At 74.0% G+C, this 18,888-nt stretch carries 16 protein-coding genes; 7 read left to right on the top strand and 9 right to left on the bottom strand.

The genetic code is table 11. The features are described from left to right. Positions 1 to 2: 2 nt before the first annotated feature. Positions 3 to 1,340 carry an allantoinase AllB gene (allB, locus tag ACFVU3_RS22330; protein WP_390068620.1) on the bottom strand — a complete coding sequence of 446 codons (1,338 nt, stop codon included), beginning with the start codon at positions 1,338 to 1,340 and terminating at the stop codon, positions 3 to 5. 326 nt (positions 1,341 to 1,666) lie between these two features. Here allB and ACFVU3_RS22325 point away from each other — a divergent pair, with 326 nt between their 5' ends. Then, the gene (locus ACFVU3_RS22325; protein WP_390068619.1) at positions 1,667 to 2,473 is read left to right on the top strand and encodes an IclR family transcriptional regulator; all 807 of its coding nucleotides are present in this window, start codon (positions 1,667 to 1,669) and stop codon (positions 2,471 to 2,473) included. 64 nt (positions 2,474 to 2,537) lie between these two features. Here the strand turns inward: ACFVU3_RS22325 and ACFVU3_RS22320 are convergent, their stop codons facing one another. Both ACFVU3_RS22320 and ACFVU3_RS22315 read right to left on the bottom strand, forming a co-directional pair. Next, positions 2,538 to 3,224 (bottom strand): ABC transporter ATP-binding protein, encoded by a 687-nt coding sequence (locus ACFVU3_RS22320; RefSeq protein ID WP_390068617.1) that lies wholly within the window; start codon positions 3,222 to 3,224, stop codon positions 2,538 to 2,540. Continuing rightward, positions 3,221 to 4,297, bottom strand: a complete 1,077-nt coding sequence (locus ACFVU3_RS22315; protein WP_390068615.1) for an ABC transporter permease — start codon at positions 4,295 to 4,297, stop codon at positions 3,221 to 3,223. The genes ACFVU3_RS22320 and ACFVU3_RS22315 overlap by 4 nt, the downstream gene beginning before the upstream one ends. Positions 4,298 to 4,409: 112 nt before the next feature. Between ACFVU3_RS22315 and ACFVU3_RS22310 the strand changes: the two genes are divergently transcribed. Both ACFVU3_RS22310 and ACFVU3_RS22305 read left to right on the top strand, forming a co-directional pair. Then, on the top strand, positions 4,410 to 5,597 hold the full coding sequence (locus ACFVU3_RS22310; RefSeq protein WP_390068614.1) for a sensor histidine kinase: 1,188 nt from the start codon (positions 4,410 to 4,412) through the stop codon (positions 5,595 to 5,597). After that, positions 5,594 to 6,232: a response regulator gene (locus ACFVU3_RS22305; RefSeq protein WP_390068612.1), complete on the top strand. Its 639-nt coding sequence runs from the start codon at positions 5,594 to 5,596 to the stop codon at positions 6,230 to 6,232. Before ACFVU3_RS22310 ends, ACFVU3_RS22305 begins: the two co-directional genes overlap by 4 nt. A 29-nt stretch (positions 6,233 to 6,261) precedes the next feature. Here the strand turns inward: ACFVU3_RS22305 and ACFVU3_RS22300 are convergent, their stop codons facing one another. Then, positions 6,262 to 6,588 (bottom strand): DUF5955 family protein, encoded by a 327-nt coding sequence (locus tag ACFVU3_RS22300; protein WP_390068610.1) that lies wholly within the window; start codon positions 6,586 to 6,588, stop codon positions 6,262 to 6,264. A gap of 159 nt (positions 6,589 to 6,747) precedes the next feature. On the opposite strand from ACFVU3_RS22300, the gene ACFVU3_RS22295 reads away from it, so the two are divergent. The 3 genes from ACFVU3_RS22295 to ACFVU3_RS22285 all read left to right on the top strand — a co-directional run bounded on the left by ACFVU3_RS22295 (position 6,748) and on the right by ACFVU3_RS22285 (position 10,605). Further along, the gene (locus tag ACFVU3_RS22295) at positions 6,748 to 7,383 is read left to right on the top strand and encodes an NTP transferase domain-containing protein (protein ID WP_390068608.1); all 636 of its coding nucleotides are present in this window, start codon (positions 6,748 to 6,750) and stop codon (positions 7,381 to 7,383) included. A 255-nt stretch (positions 7,384 to 7,638) separates the two neighbouring features. Further along, entirely contained in the window at positions 7,639 to 9,261 is a 1,623-nt protein-coding gene (gene aceB / locus ACFVU3_RS22290; protein ID WP_390068606.1) for a malate synthase A, read from the top strand. Positions 9,262 to 9,459: 198 nt separating this feature from the next. Next, the gene (locus tag ACFVU3_RS22285; protein WP_390068604.1) at positions 9,460 to 10,605 is read left to right on the top strand and encodes a GDSL-type esterase/lipase family protein; all 1,146 of its coding nucleotides are present in this window, start codon (positions 9,460 to 9,462) and stop codon (positions 10,603 to 10,605) included. On the opposite strand, the gene ACFVU3_RS22280 is transcribed toward ACFVU3_RS22285, so the two are convergent. Both ACFVU3_RS22280 and ACFVU3_RS22275 read right to left on the bottom strand, forming a co-directional pair. Beyond that, entirely contained in the window at positions 10,592 to 12,391 is a 1,800-nt protein-coding gene (locus ACFVU3_RS22280) for a hypothetical protein (RefSeq protein ID WP_390068602.1), read from the bottom strand. The genes ACFVU3_RS22285 and ACFVU3_RS22280 overlap by 14 nt on opposite strands. A gap of 56 nt (positions 12,392 to 12,447) precedes the next feature. Beyond that, positions 12,448 to 13,398: a fibronectin type III domain-containing protein gene (locus ACFVU3_RS22275; RefSeq protein WP_390068600.1), complete on the bottom strand. Its 951-nt coding sequence runs from the start codon at positions 13,396 to 13,398 to the stop codon at positions 12,448 to 12,450. 132 nt (positions 13,399 to 13,530) lie between these two features. On the opposite strand from ACFVU3_RS22275, the gene ACFVU3_RS22270 reads away from it, so the two are divergent. Continuing rightward, positions 13,531 to 14,130, top strand: a complete 600-nt coding sequence (locus tag ACFVU3_RS22270) for a hypothetical protein (protein ID WP_390068599.1) — start codon at positions 13,531 to 13,533, stop codon at positions 14,128 to 14,130. Positions 14,131 to 14,234: 104 nt separating this feature from the next. Here ACFVU3_RS22270 and ACFVU3_RS22265 read toward each other — a convergent pair whose 3' ends face one another. The 3 genes from ACFVU3_RS22265 to ACFVU3_RS22255 form a co-directional block, all read right to left on the bottom strand. Further along, entirely contained in the window at positions 14,235 to 15,584 is a 1,350-nt protein-coding gene (locus ACFVU3_RS22265; RefSeq protein ID WP_390068793.1) for a nucleobase:cation symporter-2 family protein, read from the bottom strand. Positions 15,585 to 15,980: 396 nt separating this feature from the next. Next, positions 15,981 to 17,369 (bottom strand): 8-oxoguanine deaminase, encoded by a 1,389-nt coding sequence (locus ACFVU3_RS22260; protein WP_390068597.1) that lies wholly within the window; start codon positions 17,367 to 17,369, stop codon positions 15,981 to 15,983. Positions 17,370 to 17,417: 48 nt separating this feature from the next. After that, positions 17,418 to 18,836, bottom strand: coding sequence for a nucleobase:cation symporter-2 family protein (locus ACFVU3_RS22255; RefSeq protein ID WP_390068595.1), 1,419 nt, complete (start codon positions 18,834 to 18,836; stop codon positions 17,418 to 17,420). Between the last annotated feature and the right edge of the window lie 52 nt (positions 18,837 to 18,888).

Below are 18,888 nucleotides of genomic sequence, written 5' to 3'. Positions count from 1 at the left end.
GGTCAGTTGTTCCTTTCGAGGAGGCGGCCGGAGGGCTCGGCCAGGGTGCCGCGGTCGTTGATCCTCTCGCCGCGCAGCCAGGTGGAGGTGACCACGCCGTGGAGGGTCTTGCCCGCGTAGGCGGTGATGCGGTTGCGGTGCTGGAGTCCGGCCGGGTCGACGGTGAAGGTGGCGTCGGGGTCGAGGACGGCGAAGTCGGCGTCGCGGCCGGCCTCGATGGCGCCCTTGCGGTCGAGACCGGCGAGGCGGGCGGGGCCTTCGGACATCCAGCGCACGACGTCGGTGAGGTCGAAGCCGCGGCGGCGGGCCTCGGTCCAGATGGCGGGCAGGCCGAGCTGGAGGGAGGAGATGCCGCCCCAGGCCGAGGAGAAGTCCGGGGTCTTCAGGTCGGCGGTCGACGGCGAGTGGTCGGAGACGATGCAGTCGATCACTCCGTCGGCCAGTCCCTGCCACAGCGCGTCCTGGTTGACGGCCTCGCGGATCGGGGGGCAGCACTTGAACTCGGTGGCCCCGTCCGGGATCTCCTCCGCGGTCAGGGTGAGGAAGTGCGGACACGACTCCACGGACACCTTCACGCCCTCGGCCTTCGCGGCGGCGATCAGCGGCAGGGCGTCCGACGACGACAGGTGCAGGACGTGGACCCGGGCGTCGAGCCTGCGGGCCTGGTCGATCAGGTTCCCGATGGCGGTGTTCTCGGCGTCACGGGGCCGCGAGGCCAGGAAGTCCGCGTACTGGGCGGACGACTTCTGCGGGGCGGCGGCCAGATGGTGCGGGTCCTCGGCGTGGACGATCATCAGGCCGTCGAAGCCGGCGATCTCGGCCAGCGACCGCGCCAGCTGCTCCTGGTCCAGCTCCGGGAACTCCTCCACGCCCGACGGCGACAGGAAGCACTTGAAGCCGTAGACGCCGGCGTCGTGCAGCGGACGCAGGTCCTTGACGTTGTCCGGCAGGGCACCGCCCCAGAAGCCGACGTCCACGTGCGCCTTCGCCCGGGCGACCTCCTGCTTGGTCCGCAGGTTCTCCACCGTCGTGGTCGGCGGCAGCGAGTTCAGCGGCATGTCGACGATCGTCGTGATGCCACCGGCGGCCGCGGCGCGGGTCGCGGTCCAGAAGCCCTCCCACTCCGTCCGGCCGGGGTCGTTCACGTGGACGTGGGAGTCGACCAGACCCGGAAGGACGACGTCGTCCCCGACGTCCTCCAGCACCGCCCCGGCCGGCACCTCGGCGTCGTACGGCAGGACCGCCGCGATCGTCCCGCCCGAGACGGCGATGGCCGCCGGCCGCGTGCCCTCCGGGGTGATGACCCGTGTCGAGCGCAGTACCAGGTTGACGTCCACCATGCCCCTTCCCGTTCCGCTTCCACGAAGCAGAATTTCAACGAACTGTTGAAGGAGTCTGCGGCCGGGACGGGGCCCCGTCAAGGGTGGACCCCACCCGGCGGCACCCGAGGAAGTCTACCTAGACGTTTCCACAAAGTGGAATGTGAATTTCGTACAGTAGAAGGTAGCTCCGCACAGGAGGGGCGGACCCGACCCCCGCCACGCAGCCGCCGACAACGGACAAACACCCCGCTGACCGGCCCGGACGCCGAGCCCCGCACACTGTGCCCGGCGCGGCGGCCCGGTAGGCTGCTGCCTTGCCCGCCTGCCCCGAAAGGACCGTTGACGTGCCGACGTCCAGCGCCAGCACCACCGACGCCGCCAAGCCCGCCGCGAGCGGTGGCGTCCAGTCCCTCGAGCGCGCCTTCGACCTCCTGGAACGGATGGCCGACGCGGGGGGCGAGGTCGGGCTGAGCGAGCTCTCCGCCAGCAGCGGGCTCCCGCTGCCCACCATCCACCGCCTCATGCGCACGCTGGTCGCCTGCGGCTACGTACGCCAGCAGCCCAACCGGCGGTACGCGCTCGGCCCCCGCCTGATCCGCCTCGGCGAGTCCGCCTCCCGCCTCCTCGGCACCTGGGCCCGCCCGTACCTCGCGCGGCTCGTCGAGGAGACCGGCGAGACGGCGAACATGGCGCTCCTCGACGGCGACGAGATCGTGTACGTCGCGCAGGTGCCGTCCAAGCACTCCATGCGCATGTTCACCGAGGTCGGCCGCCGAGTGCTGCCGCACTCCACCGGCGTCGGCAAGGCGCTGCTCGCGCACACCCCGGACGACGAGGTGCGCGCCCTGCTCTCCCGCACCGGCATGCCGGCCGCCACGGAGAAGACCATCACCACGGCGGACGGCTTCCTCGCGGCGCTCGCCGCGGTCCGCGAGACCGGGTACGCCGTCGACGACAACGAGCAGGAGATAGGGGTCCGCTGCCTCGCGGTCTCGGTCCCCGACTCCCCCACCGCGGCGGCCATCTCCATCTCGGGCCCGGCGGGCCGTGTCACGGAGGCGGCGACGGAGAGGATCGTCCCCATCCTCCAGCAGGTGGCCCGCGAGCTCTCCACGGCGCTCGCCAACACCACCGGCAACGGCCAGGGCTGACCCCGGGGGACGTGCGTGAGGGGACGGATCCCGGGATCCGTCCCCTCACGCATGTCTCCGCCGGTCAGGCGAGCGCCGCCGGCGCGCCCGTCAGGCGCCCGTCCTCGACCGTCGCCACGTGGTCCGCCGCCGCCAGGTGGGAGCGGTCGTGGGTGACGAGGACCGTCGCCGTGCCCCGGTCGCGGGTCAGCGTGGCGAGGAGGTCGACCACCGCGGCGCCCCGCTCGTGGTCCAGGGCGCTGGTGGGCTCGTCGACGAGGAGGACGGACGGCTCGTTCATCAGGGCCCGCGCGATGTTGACGCGCTGGCGCTGGCCGCCGGAGAGCTGGTGCGGGCGGCGGGCGGCCCGGTCCGCGAGGCCGACCGCGTCGAGCAGCTCCATGGCCCTGTCCCGTACCGCCTTCGGCGGGCGGCCCGACAGGTGCGCCATGACCTGGAGCTGTTCGGCCGCCGTCAGCGACGGCAGCAGGTTCGGCTGCTGGAAGACGATTCCGATCGAGGTCCGCCGCAGCGCCGCCCGGCCCGCAGCGTCGAGCCCCGCCGTGTCGGTGCCGGCGACGACGACCCGGCCCCGGTCGGGGGTCACCAGCGTCGCGGCGACGGCGAGCAGGCTGGACTTGCCGGAGCCGGAGGGGCCGACGACGGCCGCCAGACGGCCGGCCGGGACGGTGAGGGAGACCTCGTCGAGGGCGGTGAGCCGCCCGTCGCCGTCCGGGTAGGTGAGGGTGACGGCATCGAGTGCGAGGCTCATCGGACGCTCCCGAGCGCGGTGAGGGGATCGACGGCGGTGATCCGCCGGATGGACAGGGCGGAGCCGACGGCGCCGAGCACGATGATGACGCCGGCGGGGCCGAGGACGGTGAGCGGCGAGAGGACGAAGGGCACGTTCCCGCCGCTGACGAGCGCGCCGATGCCGAGGGCGAGGCCCGTGCCCAGCAGTGTCCCGGCCACCAGCATCAGCACCGCCTGCCCGAGCGCGTCGCGCAGCAGGTAGGGGGTGGAGGCGCCGAGCGCCTTGAGGACGGCGACGTCACCGCTGCGCTGGATGGTCCAGACGGTGAAGAAGGCTCCTATGACGAGCGCGGAGATCACGAAGAGGAAGCCGCGCATGAGCTGGAGGGAGCCGTTCTCGGCCTGGTAGGACCCTATGGCGGTGAGCGCGTCGCCGACGGTCCGCGCCTCGGTGCCGGCGGCGGCGTCCCCGGCGGCCCAGTCGGCGCCGTCGCCGCGCAGCGCGATGACGGTGGCCTGCTCCTCGGTGGTGGTGCCGCTGTGCCCGAGGCGCTGCCAGTCGTCGAGCGAGGTCCAGACGACGGGCGTGTGGCTGTACGAGGCGTCCCCGGCGACCGCCGTGACGGTGACGTCGAGCGGGCCGAGCCGGACCGTGTCCCCGGCGCGCGCGTCCAGCTCCTCGGCGGCCGACTCGGACAGGACCGCCTTGCCCGGGGCGACGGGCGCCGGGGCGAGTCCGTCGCCCGGCTCCGTGCCGAAGGCGGAGACGGCGGCGGTCCGCTCGCCCGCGACGGCGTTGAGGGTGCGGATGCCGAGCGGCGCCGCCTCGGTCACCCCGGGCCGCTCCGCCCAGGCCGTCCACTGCCGCTCCGTCACCGTGGAGTTGGTGAACGAGACCGACTGACCGGCCGGCGGGACGGCGAAGGCCACGCGATCTGCGGGCAGGCCGGTGATCGCGGAGATGTTCTCCCGCGCGAGTCCGGCCGTCAGCCCGGAAAGGAGCCCCACGAGCAGGGTGATCAGCACGATCACCGTGCCCATGAGGGCGAACCGCCCCTTGGCGAATCTCAGGTCTCTCCATGCCACGAACATGGAGCCAAGCCTGCTGTTCCCGGCCCCCTCCGGGCATCGCGCCACGGATGGCTCCGTATTCAAACTTTCGATTGACCCGGCCGGGCCGCCCTCTGTCTACGCTGGTGGGGTCATGGATCCGCTCTCCTCCCCGCCACCCGGCCGGCTCACCCTCACCCCCGTGCGCCGCGCCCTGCGCCTCTGCCTCCACCTCCTCATGGCGGGGCTGCTGGTGCTGGCCGCGGTCCGCGCCCGTTCCACGGAGGGCACCGTCCTGGCGGTCGTGACCGGCGCGGTCTACACGGCCGGGGCGTGTCTCCCGTCCGTACGGCGCTCGCAGCGGGCCGCGGCCTGCTGGCTCGCGGTCCTGGCGCTCTCCTGGCTGGCGCTGCTGTGGGTGACGCCGGAGGCCCTGTGGCTCGCCTTCCCGCTGTACTTCCTCCAGCTGCACCTGCTGCCGACGCGCTGGTCGCTGCCGGCGGTCGCGCTGACGGCGGTCGCGGCGATCCTCTCGTACGTCGGGCACGGCGCCGCGCCCAATCCGGGCGTCTTCATCGGCCCGCTGCTGGGGGCCGCCGTGGCCGTGGCGACCGTCCTCGGCTACCAGGCGCTGTACCGGGAGAGCGAGCGGCGGCAGCGGCTGATCGAGGAGCTGATCACCACCCGGGCGGAGCTGGCGGCGGCGGAGCGGCACGCGGGGACGCTGGCCGAGCGGGAGCGGCTGGCGCGGGAGATCCACGACACGCTCGCGCAGGGGCTCTCGTCGATCCAGCTGCTGCTGCGGGCGGCCGAGCGGGCGCTGCCGGCGGGTTCGCCGGCGGCCGGGCACATCGACCGGGCGCGGCAGGCCGCGCAGGACAATCTGGCGGAGGCGCGGCGGTTCGTCCGGGCGCTGTCGCCGCCGGATCTGGAGCACGGTTCGCTGGCGGCGGCGCTGGAGCGGCTGTGCGAGCCGGGCGCGGGGCCGCGGGCCCGGTTCTCGGTGAGCGGGACGCCGGTGGAGCTGCCGACCCCGTACGAGGTGGCGCTGCTGCGGATCGCGCAGTCGGCGCTCGGGAACACGGTGCGGCACGCGGGGGCGGAGCGGGCGGAGATCACCCTGTCGTTCATGGAGGACGCGGTGGCGCTGGACGTGGTGGACGACGGCAAGGGCTTCGAGCCGGAGCGGGTGCGGGCCTCGGCCGACGGCAGTGGTTTCGGGCTGCCGGCGATGCGGTCGCGGGCCGAGTCGCTGGGCGGCACGTTCACCGTCGAGTCGGCGCCCGGGCAGGGCACGGCCGTGGCGGTCACCCTCCCGCTGCCCTCGGGAGGTGCCCTGTGACGGCTCCCGCGCCGGTCCGGCTGCTGCTCGCCGACGACCACCCGGTGGTACGGGCGGGGCTGCGCGCGGTCCTGGACACCGAGCCCGGCTTCACCGTGGTCGGCGAGGCGGCGACGGCGGAGCGCGCGGTGGAGCTGGCGGCGGCCGGGGGCGTGGACGTGGTGCTGATGGACCTCCAGTTCGGCGCGGGGATGCACGGTTCGGAGGCGACGGCGGCGATCACCGCCGTGCCGGGCGGGCCGCGGGTGCTGGTGCTGACGACGTACGACACCGACGCGGACATCCTGGCGGCGGTGGAGGCCGGCGCCTCGGGCTATCTGCTGAAGGACGCGCCGCCGGAGGAGCTGGCGGCGGCGGTGCGGACGGCGGCGGCCGGCCAGTCGGCGCTCGCGCCGGCGGTGGCGCACCGGCTGATGGACCGGATGCGGACCCCGGCGGAGGCGCTGACCAAGCGGGAGCTGGAGGTGCTCCAGCTGGTCGGCGAGGGCCTGTCGAACCAGCAGATCAGCAAGGTCCTCTTCCTGAGCCAGGCCACGGTCAAGTCCCACCTGGTGCACGTCTTCGCCAAGCTGGGCGTGGACTCCCGGACGGCGGCGGTGGCGGCGGCCCGTGAGCGACGGCTGATCCGGCGGTAGCGGGTACGCCGGGCCGGACCGGGCGGGCCCTACGCGGGCGGCTGCGGCGGACCGGGCGGGCCGAAGAGCTCCACGGCGTGGCGGACGGCGGCCAGGGCGTCGGTGAGGACGCTGACGGAGCCGAGCGAGCCTGCCACGAGGAGCAGGCTGCGGCGCAGCCGCCACACCTCGGGGGCGCCGCTGACCGCCATCGCGTCGAGCGCCGCCAGTTCGTCCTCGGCGATCTCCCGGTCGGCGAACTCCACCCGGTGTCCGGCGAGTTCGCGCCGGAGGCGGGCCACGGCGGACCGCAGTCCTGCCACCCTCGGGTCCACTGTCTCGCCGGTCACTCGCCTCTGCCCCACGCTCCGCAACACGGTCCCCCGCTCCGAGACGTCCGTCCCTGACGCACCCGGGCGGTGGTCGGGCGCCCGGAGTCGCGGGTCAGTTAACTCCCCGGCCGCCCGGCGGGGAAGAGGCCGTGCCGCGCATTCATGCGACCGTGTCATTCCGTGTCATGCGGTAAGCAGTTCTCCATGACTCCTCTGACTCCTCCGCATCCCGTGACACCCGCGACGCCCCTGGTGGCCGGGGTGCTGCTCGCCGCCGGCGGCGGCCGCCGGCTCGGCGGGCGCCCGAAGGCCCTGCTGCCGTACCGGGGCCGTCCGCTGGTCGAGCACGCGGTGCGGGTGCTGCGCGAGGGCGGCTGCGCGGTGGTGCACGTGGTGCTGGGCGCGTCGGCGGAGCTCGTGCGGGAGCGGGCGGAGCTGCCGGGGTGCGTGGTGGTGGAGAACCCGGGGTGGGCGGACGGGATGGGCTCGTCGCTGCGGGTGGGGCTGGCCTCGCTGGCGGCGGATCCGCGCGGGGTGGACGCGGCCCTGGTCTCGCTGGTGGACCAGCCGGGGATCGGGGCGGCCGCGGTGGCCCGGGTGCGGGGGGCGTACGGGGCGCGGGACGCGCTGGCGGCGGCCTCGTACGACGGGAGGCGGGGGCATCCGGTGCTGTTCGGCGCGGACCGGTGGGCGGGGATCGCGGCGGGCGCGGAGGGCGACCGGGGGGCGCGGGACTACCTGGCGGCGCACCGTGAGGCGATCGCGCTGGTGGAGTGTTCGGACGTGGCCGAGCCCTTCGACATCGACACGGAGGCGGATCTGTACCGGCTGGAGGGGTGAGACGGTCCGGGTGCGGGCACCTGGAGTGAAGGCGCTGGCACCCGGAGCCACGTTCTGTCGACCCGAAGAATCTCGACATCAACAAACGATTGAACTTCCACCATGAGGAAACTAATATCCACTGCATAGAAGCGCCTGAGCCCTTGCGACGGCGCTCGCGGCCGTATCTCGGCACCCGCGGCACTCCGTGCCGTCCGTGACGCCCGGCGGCCGCCAGGTACCGCACGTGTAGTCCGCTGAAGGAAGTGACAGGTCATGTCCGCACCAGCGCCGTCCCCCCTGGTCGTCGTCGACGCCGAGCCCCTGCCGCGCCAGGAGGAGGTGCTGACGGAGGCGGCCCTCGCCTTCGTCGCCGAGCTCCACCGCCGGTTCACCCCGCGCCGGGACGAGCTCCTCGCCCGCCGCGCCGAGCGCCGCGCCGAGATCGCCCGCACCTCGACCCTCGACTTCCTGCCGGAGACCGCCGCGATCCGCGCCGACGACTCCTGGAAGGTCGCGCCGGCCCCGGCGGCCCTGACCGACCGCCGCGTCGAGATCACCGGCCCGACCGACCGCAAGATGACCATCAACGCGCTCAACTCCGGCGCGAAGGTGTGGCTCGCGGACTTCGAGGACGCCTCGGCCCCCACCTGGGAGAACGTCGTCCTCGGCCAGGTCAACCTGATCGACGCCTACACCCGGAACATCGACTTCACCGACGCCCGCACCGGCAAGTCGTACGCCCTCAAGCCCGCCGACGAGCTGGCGACGGTCGTCATGCGCCCCCGCGGCTGGCACCTGGAGGAGCGTCACCTCGCCTTCGAGGGACGCGCGGTGCCCGGCGCGCTCGTCGACTTCGGCCTGTACTTCTTCCACAACGCGCAGCGCCTGATCGACCTCGGCAAGGGCCCGTACTTCTACCTGCCGAAGACCGAGTCGCACCTGGAGGCCCGCCTCTGGAACGACATCTTCGTCTTCGCCCAGGACTACGTCGGCATCCCGCAGGGCGCCGTCCGCGCCACCGTCCTCATCGAGACGATCACGGCCGCGTACGAGATGGAGGAGATCCTCTACGAGCTCCGCGACCACGCCGCCGGCCTCAACGCCGGCCGCTGGGACTACCTCTTCTCCATCGTCAAGAACTTCCGTGACGGCGGGCAGAAGTTCGTCCTCCCGGACCGCAACGCGGTCACGATGACGGCCCCGTTCATGCGCGCGTACACCGAACTCCTCGTCCGCACCTGCCACAAGCGCGGCGCGCACGCGATCGGCGGCATGGCGGCCTTCATCCCGTCCCGCAAGGACGCCGAGGTCAACAAGGTCGCCTTCGAGAAGGTCAAGGCCGACAAGGACCGCGAGGCCGGCGACGGCTTCGACGGCTCCTGGGTCGCCCACCCCGACCTGGTCCCGATCGCCATGGCATCCTTCGACGCCGTCCTCGGCGACCGGCCGAACCAGAAGGACCGCCTGCGCGAGGACGTCTCCGTGGCGCCCGGCGACCTCATCGCCATCGACTCGCTCGACGCCAGGCCCACCTACGACGGGCTGCGCAACGCCGCCCAGGTCGGCATCCGCTACATCGAGGCGTGGCTCCGCGGCCTCGGCGCCGTCGCCATCTTCAACCTGATGGAGGACGCGGCCACCGCCGAGATCTCCCGCTCCCAGATCTGGCAGTGGATCAACGCGGGCGTCGTCTTCGAGAACGGCGAGACCGCCACCCCCGAGCTGGCCCGCAAGGTCGCCGCCGAGGAGCTCGCCGCCATCCGCGCCGAGATCGGCGAGGACGCCTTCGCGGCCGGCAAGTGGCAGCAGGCCCACGACCTCCTCCTCCACGTCTCCCTCGACGCGGACTACGCGGACTTCCTCACCCTCCCCGCGTACGAGCAGCTCGTCGGCTGACCTCCCGCACCACCACGTCAGGGCCCGGCCCCCGGGAAACGCACAGATCCGGGGTCCGGGCCCTGACGCGTCACAGGCGACGTGACGCAACCGAGATACGCAGCTACCTAGCGGTAATAAGACGCGCCGTGCGAGATTCCGCCATGCCACCGGCCGGCGGCTGTCCCCCACATCACTGCGTCCCGCAGGAGCACAGCCATGCCCTCGACCCCCCACCGCGCGCTGCGCGCTCTCCTGGCACTGTGTACCGCCGCCGGACTGGCCTCCGTCGCCGCTCCGCCCGCCCAGGCCGCCCCCGGCACCGGACCGACCGCCGTCGTCGCCATGGGCGACAGCTACATCTCCGGAGAGGCCGGCCGCTGGCTCGGCAACGGCCTGACGAACTCCGGCAGCCGCGACGGCACCGACCGCGCCTGGACGGGCAGCGGCTACGACCCCTCACGGGTGTACGGCCCCACCGCCGGCGGCTGCCACCGCTCCGACACCTCCGAGGTGCGCAGCGCGGGCCCGGTCGCCGCCGCCCTCGTCAACCTCGCCTGCTCCGGTGCCACCACGCAGAACGTCTTCCGCGCCTCCCAGGGCGGTACGTCCTACAAGGGCGAGTCCCCGCAGGCCGACCAGCTGGCGGCGGTCGCCGCCTCGCACGACGTGGAGCTGATCGCCCTCTCCGTCGGCGGCAACGACCTCGGCTTCGCCGACGTCATCACGGCCTGCGCCACCGACTACATCGTCTGGTACTCGTACTGCCACGACGACCAGCAGGCCGAGGTGGACGCCCGGATCGACACCGCCATGGCCGCCGTCGGCAAGGCCGTCGACGAGATCCGGGCCGTCATGGCCGGCGCGGGCTACGGCGCCTCCGACTACCGGATCGTGCTCCAGTCCTACCCCTCCCCGATCCCGCGCGCCGCCGAGAACCGCTACTCCGAGAGCGGCTGGTCCCGGACCAACACCGGCGGCTGCCCCTTCTGGAACAAGGACGCCGACTGGGCGCGGGACTCCCTCGTCCCGCAGCTCGCGAACCGGCTGCGGCAGGTGGCGGTGGCGAAGGGCGCGCAGTTCCTGGACCTCCGGGACGCGCTCCAGGGCCGTGAGGTGTGCGCGAAGGCGAGCCGCCAGGCCACGGCCGCGCTGCCGCCGTCGGGCGCGGCGAGCGAATGGGCGCGGTGGATCGACAGCCGGAGCACCCAGGGCCTCGTCCAGGAGTCGATGCACCCGAACGCGTACGGTCAGCAGGCCCTCGGGCGCTGCCTGGCGCTGATCCACGCCGTCCCGTCGGGCCACCGCGCCTGCCGGAACACGGCCGGCGCGGGGCCCTCGGGGATGTACCTCACGGCAGGCTGACGCCGAGCGGGCCGAGGACCCGTTCGGCCCCGTGCCGGTCGGCCTCGGCCATCGCCCGGACCAGGGCGGCCGAGCCGCCCGGCCAGTCGGCGGCGGCCGCGTCGAAGGCGGCCCGCCGGGACTCGAGGGGTCCCTTCTTGCCGGGCAGCCCGTCGAGGACGCTCAGGGCGCGGGCCGACACCGGCACCTGGATCGCGTCGGCCTCCTCGCCCCGGTTCCGGAGCGCGTCCAGGGCGCGGGCGCCGATCACCGGGTCGCGCAGCGCCCCGCGCAGGGCGCCGGGCGGGGCGGCCGCCGTGTCGAGGAGCCCGAACAGGGCCCGTACGTCGGCCCCTTCGGAGGTGTGGGCGTGGACGGAGCCGAGCGCGGCCAGCAGCTCCGACCAGGCTTCGGCGGTGTCCCCGCGCGCGTGCAGCCAGTCTTCGAGCACGCGCGCGGCGGGCGCGTGGGGCCACTGGGCGGCGGCGGCCACCAGCCGCCGCGCGGGCCAGGCGGCGGCCTCGGTGGCGGTGGGGGCGGCGATCCGGCGCACCCGGAGGAGGTAGCGGACGGTGGCGGCGCCGCGCGGGGTCAGCCCGAAGGCGTCGCCCGAACGGAGGACGAGGCCGGTGGCGGCGAGCCGGTCGGCGACGACGGCGAGTTCGCGGGCCGGTCCCTCCAGGCGGGCCCGGTCGTCCTCGCCGATCCCGGCGGAGCCGAGCAGCCGGACGAGTTCGGGGACGGGCGGGGTGGCGTACGGGCCGGTGACGCCCTCCGGGACGGTCACCGGGACGTCCTCCAGGGCCGGGTCGACGGTCCAGTCCTCGTACTCGGCGGCGCGGCGGGCGACCGAGTCGGCGGCGCAGCCGCGCTGGTAGAGCGCGTACAGCAGGTGCGGGGCCTCGCCGCCGTAGGGCTCGTACTCCTCCTCGGCGAGTTCCTCGACGGCGGTGAGCAGGGCGTCCGCGTGCCGTTCGGCCTCGGCGGCCCCGTCCAGCGCGGCGGGCGGCGGGACGGGGATCGAGGGGTCGCCGTAGTAGTCCATGTGCTCGTCGAGGAGGGCGTCGGCGAGGACGAGGTGGGGGAAGTCGTCGGGGCCGGGCGCGAAGCGGGCGTAGGCGCCGGTGAGCTGGTCGGCGAGGCCGGCGGCGGTCCAGCGGTCGAGGAGCGCGGCGGCGACCCGGCCGACGCCGGCGGCGACCGCGTGGTCGGTGAGGACCGGTCCGGCGGCGGGCGGCCGCTCGGCGTCGCGGACGTAGGCGCGGGCGACGGCCTCGGCGAGCACGGTGTCGGCGAGCGCGGTCCGCCCCATGAGGTCGGCGCGGAGCACCCCGTCGGGCAGCGGTGCCCCGTCGAGGGCGCCGATCCGGCGCCGCACGTCGTCGGCGTCCGCGAGGTCGGTCCCGACGGTCCGCAGCAGGGAGGCGTACCAGCGGTGCCAGGTCAGGTTGCCGGGGTCGTTCATGGCCCGCTCGAAGTCGGGTACGGCCTCGCCGACGACGGCCGCGACGCGCTGCCGCAGCTCGCCGTCGAAGCGTTCGGCGAGGACGCCGACGACGGCCGGATAGGCCGCGAGGTCGCCGGGCGGGGCGTAGACGAAGGCCGGCAGGTCCTCCACGAGCAGCTGGCGCACCAGTTCGGGGGCGGGCTCGGGCAGCCCGCTGGCGCGGTCGGCGCCGCGCAGCGCGAGCAGCCCGAGCACGGCGTCGGCGGCCCGTGCGAAGGCGGGGTCGCGGTGCTCCGGCCTGCCGTCGAGGAGCGCCAGGAACTGGTCCAGCCCGGTATTGGTGAGAACGGTCTCGGCCACGGTTCCAGGGTAGTTCGGGGGTGCCGGGAACGGCTTGAGGGACACCCCCGGCGGGCTCAGCGGACGACGACGGTGCGCGGGGCGGAGAAGTCGCCCCAGGTGCCGTCGGGGAGGCGGGCGCGGAGGGTGAGGGTGAGGGTGGTGCCGGGTGCCGCCTGGGCCGGGAAGGTGTAGGCGGCGCGGCCCGGGGGCGGGGCGGTGCCCCAGACGACGGTGGTGGCGAAGCGGCCGTCGATGTGGAGTTCGTGGTGGGTGACGGGGGATCCGGTCTCCGGCGGGGTCCAGGTGAGGGTGATCTCGCCGCGCGCGGAGGTGGCGGCGAGGGCGCGCGGGGAGGTGTTGGCGGGCGCGCCGGGGGCGGGGGCGGTGGTGAGGTCGGCGGGCGGGCTGTCCGGGGAGGAGTTCTCGGCGGCGTCGCGGGCGCGGAGGGTGAAGGAGTAGGCGGTGCCGGGGCGCAGGCCGGTGACGCGGGCCGTGGTGGCGGTGCCGGGGGCGGTGTGGATGCGGACGCCGGCCTGGTGGACGTCGTAGGCGGTGACGCGGGTGTCGTCGCGGGAGGGGGCCCAGGTGAGGACGGCGGCGTCGGTGCCGTCGGGGGTGGCGCGCAGGGTGCGGGGGGCGGTGGGGGGTTCGCGGTCCTCGGCGGTGGCGCGGAGGGTGGTGGCGGGGACGGCGGGGGTGGCGGGCGAGGTGTTGCCGGCGGCGTCGCGGGCGATGACGGCGAAGGTGTGGCGGGTGCCGGGGGCGAGGCCGGTGACGTCGGTCATGAGGGTGGTGCCGGGGAGTTCCTTGACCGGGCGGCCGTCCTGGAGGACCTGGTAGGCGGTGACGGCGCGGTCGTCGGCGGCCGCCTGCCACATGACGTGGACGGTGGTGGCGCTGCCGGAGGTGGCGGTGAGGCCGGTGGGGGCCGCGGGCGGCGTGGTGTCCTTCGGCGGGGGGCCCGCGCATGAGCAGGCGCCGAGGGCGAGCGCGGTCAACAGGCTTGCGGCGAGCGGGCGTTGCACGGGCCGGCCTCCGTCCGTCGGAAAGGTCCAGACCTATATCGCATGCGGAGGGAGGGATTCGCAAGAGGGCGTTGTCAGTGGGGCGCGCTTCACTGGAACCGTTACTCTCCGTAGCCGATTCTTGGGGGGATCATGACGGACCGTTCGCTGTACGTGTCGCCGGCCGGGGTGCGGCGGCGCGGCTGGACCGACGCGATGGTGCGGGAGCTGCTCGGGCTGCCGGACGTGCAGGGGCGCGACCCGCGCCGGTACGCGCCGGCGCCGGTGCGGCTGTACCTGCTGGCGCGGGTGGAGGCGGTGGAGCGGACGCCGGAGTTCGCGGCGGCCTCCGCGGCCCTCGCCGAGGTCCGCCGGAGCGCGACCCTCGGCGTGCTCGCCGGGACCCGGAGGTCCGCCGTGCTCGCGGCGATCCGGGCCGAGCCGATCGAGGTGCCGCGCCTTCCGGCGGCCGAGCTGGAGCGGCGGGCCGTCCGCCACCGGCACCTGCTGGCCGCCCGCGGCCGGCCCGGGCGGGGCGGCCCGGCACCGGCCGGCTCGCTCGTCCGGTGGCAGGTGGGCTATCTGCGGCAGGCCCTCGCCCGGTACGAGACGCTGCTGGACGGGCTCTACGGCGACACCGGCCGCCGGGAGGCCGAGCGGCTGCTGCGGCGCAGGCTGTACGAGGCGATCGCCGCCGTGTACCCGGCGCTGGCCGGGGAGTGCGCCCGGCGGATCGCCCTGGAGTCGGCGTGAGGCCGCCGGGCACGCCGCCGCCCCGGGCCCCGCGGTGTGCGCGGGGTCCGGGGCGGGCGGGACAGGTGGGGCGGGTGTGGCAGGTGTGGCGGGTGTGGCGCGCTCTAGTGGGCGTGGGCCGTCTTGGCGCCGCGGGTGCCGGAGATGTCCTCGCCCGGCTCCATCGGGGCCGTCACCTCGTCGTCGTCCCGGCGTCCGCCGAAGTGGTTGAAGACCACGTTGAGCAGGACGGCCGCGACGCAGCCGGTGGAGATGCCGGAGTCCAGGATGATCTGCGCGGTCTCCGGGAAGGCGTGGTAGAAGTCCGGCTTGGTGATCGGGATGATGCCGACCGCCAGCGAGACCGCCACGATGAGGACGTTGTTGTCCTTCTCCAGGCCGGCCTTCACCAGGGTCTGGATGCCGCTGGCCGCGACCGAGCCGAAGAGGACGACGCCCGCGCCGCCGAGGACCGGACGGGGCACCACCGAGATCAGCGAGGCCATGACCGGCGAGAGGCCCATCAGGACCAGGATGCCGCCGCCGCAGGCGACGACGAAGCGGCTGCGGATCCGGGTCATGGCGACCAGGCCGACGTTCTGGGCGAAGGCGCTGCACATGAAGCCGTTGAAGAACGGGCTGATCGCCGAGCCGAGGGTGTCGGCGCGCAGGCCGGCCGCGATGGTCTTCTCGTCGGCGGGCCGCTCGACGATCTCGCCGAGCGCCAGCATGTCGGCGGTGGACTCGGTCATCGAGACCAGCATGACGACGCACATGGAGATGATCGCGGCGAGGGCGAACTGCGGGGCGCCGAAGTGGAAGGGGCTCGGGAAGCCGACGAGGTCCGCCTCGGTCACCGGGGTGAAGTCGGTGACGCCGAAGGGTATGGCGATCAGGGTGCCGAGGACCAGGCCGACGAGGACGGCGATCTGCTTCAGGAAGCCGCGGGTGAAGCGGCGGAGCAGCAGGACCACCGCGAGCGTGATCGCGGCCAGGGCGAGGAACTTGCCCGAACCGTAGTCCTCCGCCGCGGGGTTGGGCCCCTGGGCCCAGCCGAAGGCGACCGGCAGCAGCGAGACGCCGATGAGGGTGATGACGGTGCCGGTGACCACCGGCGGGAAGAACCGCACCAGCCGGGAGAACCAGGGCGCGGCCAGGAAGCCGAGGAGTCCGGCGACGATGATCGCTCCGAAGATGACCGGCAGCGCGTCGGCCTTGTCCTCCGTCGTGTCGACGATGGCGAGCATCGGGGCGACGCCGGCGAAGGTGACGCCGTTGACGAAGGGGAGCTTGGCGCCGATCTTCCAGACGCCGAGCGTCTGGAGGAAGGTGGCGAGGCCGGCCGTGAAGAGGCTGGCGCCGGTGAGGAAGGTGAGTTCGGTCCCGGAGAGGCCGACGGCCGCTCCGACGATCAGCGGCGGGGCCACCACGCCCGCGTACATGGCGGCCACGTGCTGGAGGCCGCTGGTGAACATCTTCAGTGGGGGCAGGGTCTCGTCGACCGGATGCTTGGTCCGGTCTTCCGGGGCGGTGCCTGCGTCTTGTGCATTGCGAACCTGGGGCTCGTCGGCCACGGCGGTTCCTCCGGTCGGTTACACGTCGGCGGTGACGCGGGTGTCTGGGAGGTGGTGCGATGCGGTGCGAAGTGCAGGAGGTGCGGCTCGGTGCGGGGTGGTGCGACGCGCCGGAGGAAGGGGTGCGGCGCTGGCGACGGGGTGCCCGGTGTGGGGGTGCGGGCACGGGTCACCGTCCCGGGGGGCGCCGTACGACTTCTGCGTACGGCGCCCTCCGGTCGGGCTGCCGCGGGTCCCGTTCGGGTCCGCGGCGACCGGTCGGGGGCCGTCCCCCCCGACCGGACTCCGGGGGGAGGGTCAGCCCTGGGCCGCGATGCGGGCCAGGCGCTGGGCCTCCGTGCGCGCGTCGCGCGCGATGGTGTCCTCGTCGACGGTGAGCAGGCGGTTGTTCTCGACGATCTGCTTGCCGTTGACGAAGGAGGCGGTGACCGGGGCCGCCGCGCCGAAGACGATGGCGGTGACCGGGTCGGCGATCGACGAGTGGCCGAGGCCGTCGATCTTCCAGAGGACGAAGTCGGCGAGCTTGCCCGCCTCCAGGGAGCCGATGTTGTCGGCGCGGCCCAGGACCTGCGCGCCTCCGTAGGTGCCGAGGCGCAGGGCCTGGCGGGCGTTGAGCGCGGCCTCGCGGTGGGCGCCGAGGCGGTTGATGAGCAGCGCGTTGCGCAGCTCGGTGTGGAGCTCGCCGGACTCGTTGGAGGCGGTGCCGTCGACGCCGAGGCCGACCGGGACGCCGGCCTTCAGCATGTCGGGGACGCGGGCGATGCCGGCGGCGAGGCGCGCGTTGGACGACGGGCAGTGGGCGACGCCGGTCTTCGTGCGGGCGAAGGCGGCGATGTCGGAGTCGTTCATGTGGACGCAGTGCGCCATCCACACGTCCTCGCCGAGGAAGCCGGTCGACTCGAAGTAGTCGGTCGGGCCCATGCCGAAGAGCTCGTGGCAGAACTTCTCCTCCTCCACGGTCTCCGAGCCGTGGGTGTGCATGCGCACACCGAGGCGGCGGCCGAGGGCGGCGCCCTCGCGGAGCAGCTCGGTGGAGATGGAGAAGGGCGAGCAGGGGGCGACGGCGACCTGCGTCATCGAGTCGAAGGAGGCGTCGTGGAACTTCTTGACCGTCTCCTCGGTCGCGGCGAGCGCGCCCTCGGTGGTCTCGACGGCGAAGTCCGGCGGCAGGCCGCCGTCCTTCTCGCTGCGGTCCATGGAGCCGCGGGCCAGGGTGAAGCGGACGCCCATCTCGGAGGCGGCGCCGATGATGGCGCCGGAGAGGTCGCCGGAACCCTGCGGGAAGACGTAGTGGTGGTCCATGGCGGTGGTGACACCGCCGCGGGCCATCATGGCCAGCGAACCCTGGGCGGCGACGCGCACCATCTGCTCGTCGATGCGGGCCCAGGTCGGGTAGAGCGCGACCAGCCAGTTGAAGAGGTTGTGGTCGGTGGCGAGACCCCGGGTGATCCACTGGTAGAAGTGGTGGTGGGTGTTGACCAGGCCCGGCGTGATCAGGTGACCGGTGGCGTCGATCCGCCGGACCACGTTCTCCAGGTTCTCGGGGGCCTTGCCGGCGCCGAGGGACTCGATCCTGTTGTCGGCGACGACGAGGTGGCCGGAGGCGTACTCGGTGTCGTGCGCGTCGACGGTGGCGATCGCCGCGTTCTCGATGACGATGCGCTGGGCTGCCGAAGGTGCTGCCATGGCGGTGCTTCCTTCATTCCTCATGGGTGGGGTGGGCACGGCAGGACCCTAGGAGGATTTGAGTGCCGGGGCCGTCTGACGGCTCCGGGTGCCGAGATGATGGAAGAACAGGTTCAGCAGGACGGCGACGAGCGCGCCGGCGCTGATGCCGGAGCCGAGCACGGTCTGCGCCCAGGCGGGGAAGCCGGCGTAGAAGGTGGGCGCGGCGAGCGGGATGATGCCCGCCCCGAGTGCGACGGCCACCAGGATGATGTTGGAGCTGTCGTCGAGCCCGGCCTCGGAGAGGGTCCGGATGCCGCTGACCGCGATGGAGCCGAAGAGGACGATGCCGGCGCCGCCGAGGACGGGCATCGGGACCATGGAGACGACCGCGCCGAGGACCGGGAAGGCGCCGAGCACCAGGAGAGCGCCGCCGGCGACGGCGACCACGTAGCGGGAGCGGACCCGGGTGAGCGAGACGACGCCGACGTTCTGCGCGAAGGCGGAGGTCGGGAAGCCGCCGAAGACGGGGCCGAGCAGGGTGGCGATGCCGTCGGTGCGCAGGCCCCGGGTGATCGTCCTCCCGTCGCTGGGCCGCTCGCAGATCTCGCCGAGGGCGAGCATGCCGGCGCTGGACTCGGTCATGAGGACCAGCATCACGATGCACAGGGAGAGGATCGCGGCGGGCTGGAACTCGGGGGCGCCGAAGGCGAAGGGGGTGGGCAGGGCCGCGACGGGCGCCTCGCGCAGGGCGCTGAAGTCGGCCATCCCGAACGGGATCGCGGCGAGGGTGCCGATGAGCAGGCCGAGGAGCAGGGCGATCTGCTTGACGAAGCCGCGGCCGAAGCGCTGGAAGATCAGCACGACGACGAGGGTGAACCCGGCGAGCGCGAGGTACTTCATGGCGCCGAAGTCGGCGGCCGTCCTGTCGCCGCCCTGGGCCCAGCTGACGGGCACCGGCATCAGGGTGACGCCGATCAGGGTGATGACGACGCCGGTGACGAGCGGCGGGAAGAAGCGCAGCAGCCGGCCGAAGAAGGGGCCGACGGCGAGGCAGAAGACGCCGGCGACCATGACCGCGCCGTAGATGGCGGGGAGCTGGTGTCCGGGGGCGCTGGTCTCGGCGATGGCCAGCATGGGGGCGATGCCCGCGGAGGAGGCCGCGTTGACGAACGGGAGCCGGTTGCCGGCGAACTTCCGGACGCCGAGGGTCTGGAGGATCGTGGCGCAGCCGGCGATCAGGAGGCCGGCGGCGATGAGCCGGGTCATCCCGGCCGCGTCCAGGCCGACGGCCTGGCCGATGATGAGCGGAGGGGTGACGACGCCGGCGTACATGGCGGCGATGTGCTGGAGTGCCGCGGGGACGAGCCGCGAGGCGGGGAGCTTCTCGTCCACCGGATGGCAGGCGGCCTGGGACGGGGCCGCGGTGGACGACGGGGTGGAACACGGGCCTTCGGCGGACGCCGGCCCCTTTGCGGGCAGTGCCATGCTGGGTTCCCTCCGGTCTGGTGCCGGTCCCCGCCCGACTGCGGGCGGGCGG

This window comes from Streptomyces sp. NPDC058052, from assembly GCF_042885515.1.
In the GTDB taxonomy this organism is placed as follows: Bacteria; Actinomycetota; Actinomycetes; order Streptomycetales; family Streptomycetaceae; genus Streptomyces.
This window is presented reverse-complemented; position numbering and strand designations above follow the sequence as displayed.

Excerpts from the sequence above, each read along its gene's own strand:
- ACFVU3_RS22255 (WP_390068595.1), bottom strand. The coding sequence starts at position 18,836 with ATGGCACTGCCCGCAAAGGGGCCGGCGTCCGCCGAAGGCCCGTGTTCC.
- ACFVU3_RS22295 (WP_390068608.1), top strand. The coding sequence starts at position 6,748 with ATGACTCCTCTGACTCCTCCGCATCCCGTGACACCCGCGACGCCCCTG.
- ACFVU3_RS22320 (WP_390068617.1), bottom strand. The coding sequence starts at position 3,224 with ATGAGCCTCGCACTCGATGCCGTCACCCTCACCTACCCGGACGGCGAC.
- ACFVU3_RS22260 (WP_390068597.1), bottom strand. The coding sequence starts at position 17,369 with ATGGCAGCACCTTCGGCAGCCCAGCGCATCGTCATCGAGAACGCGGCG.
- ACFVU3_RS22310 (WP_390068614.1), top strand. The coding sequence starts at position 4,410 with ATGGATCCGCTCTCCTCCCCGCCACCCGGCCGGCTCACCCTCACCCCC.
- ACFVU3_RS22265 (WP_390068793.1), bottom strand. The coding sequence starts at position 15,584 with ATGTTCACCAGCGGCCTCCAGCACGTGGCCGCCATGTACGCGGGCGTG.
- aceB (WP_390068606.1), top strand. The coding sequence starts at position 7,639 with ATGTCCGCACCAGCGCCGTCCCCCCTGGTCGTCGTCGACGCCGAGCCC.
- ACFVU3_RS22270 (WP_390068599.1), top strand. The coding sequence starts at position 13,531 with ATGACGGACCGTTCGCTGTACGTGTCGCCGGCCGGGGTGCGGCGGCGC.
- allB (WP_390068620.1), bottom strand. The coding sequence starts at position 1,340 with ATGGTGGACGTCAACCTGGTACTGCGCTCGACACGGGTCATCACCCCG.
- ACFVU3_RS22315 (WP_390068615.1), bottom strand. The coding sequence starts at position 4,297 with ATGTTCGTGGCATGGAGAGACCTGAGATTCGCCAAGGGGCGGTTCGCC.
- ACFVU3_RS22285 (WP_390068604.1), top strand. The coding sequence starts at position 9,460 with ATGCCCTCGACCCCCCACCGCGCGCTGCGCGCTCTCCTGGCACTGTGT.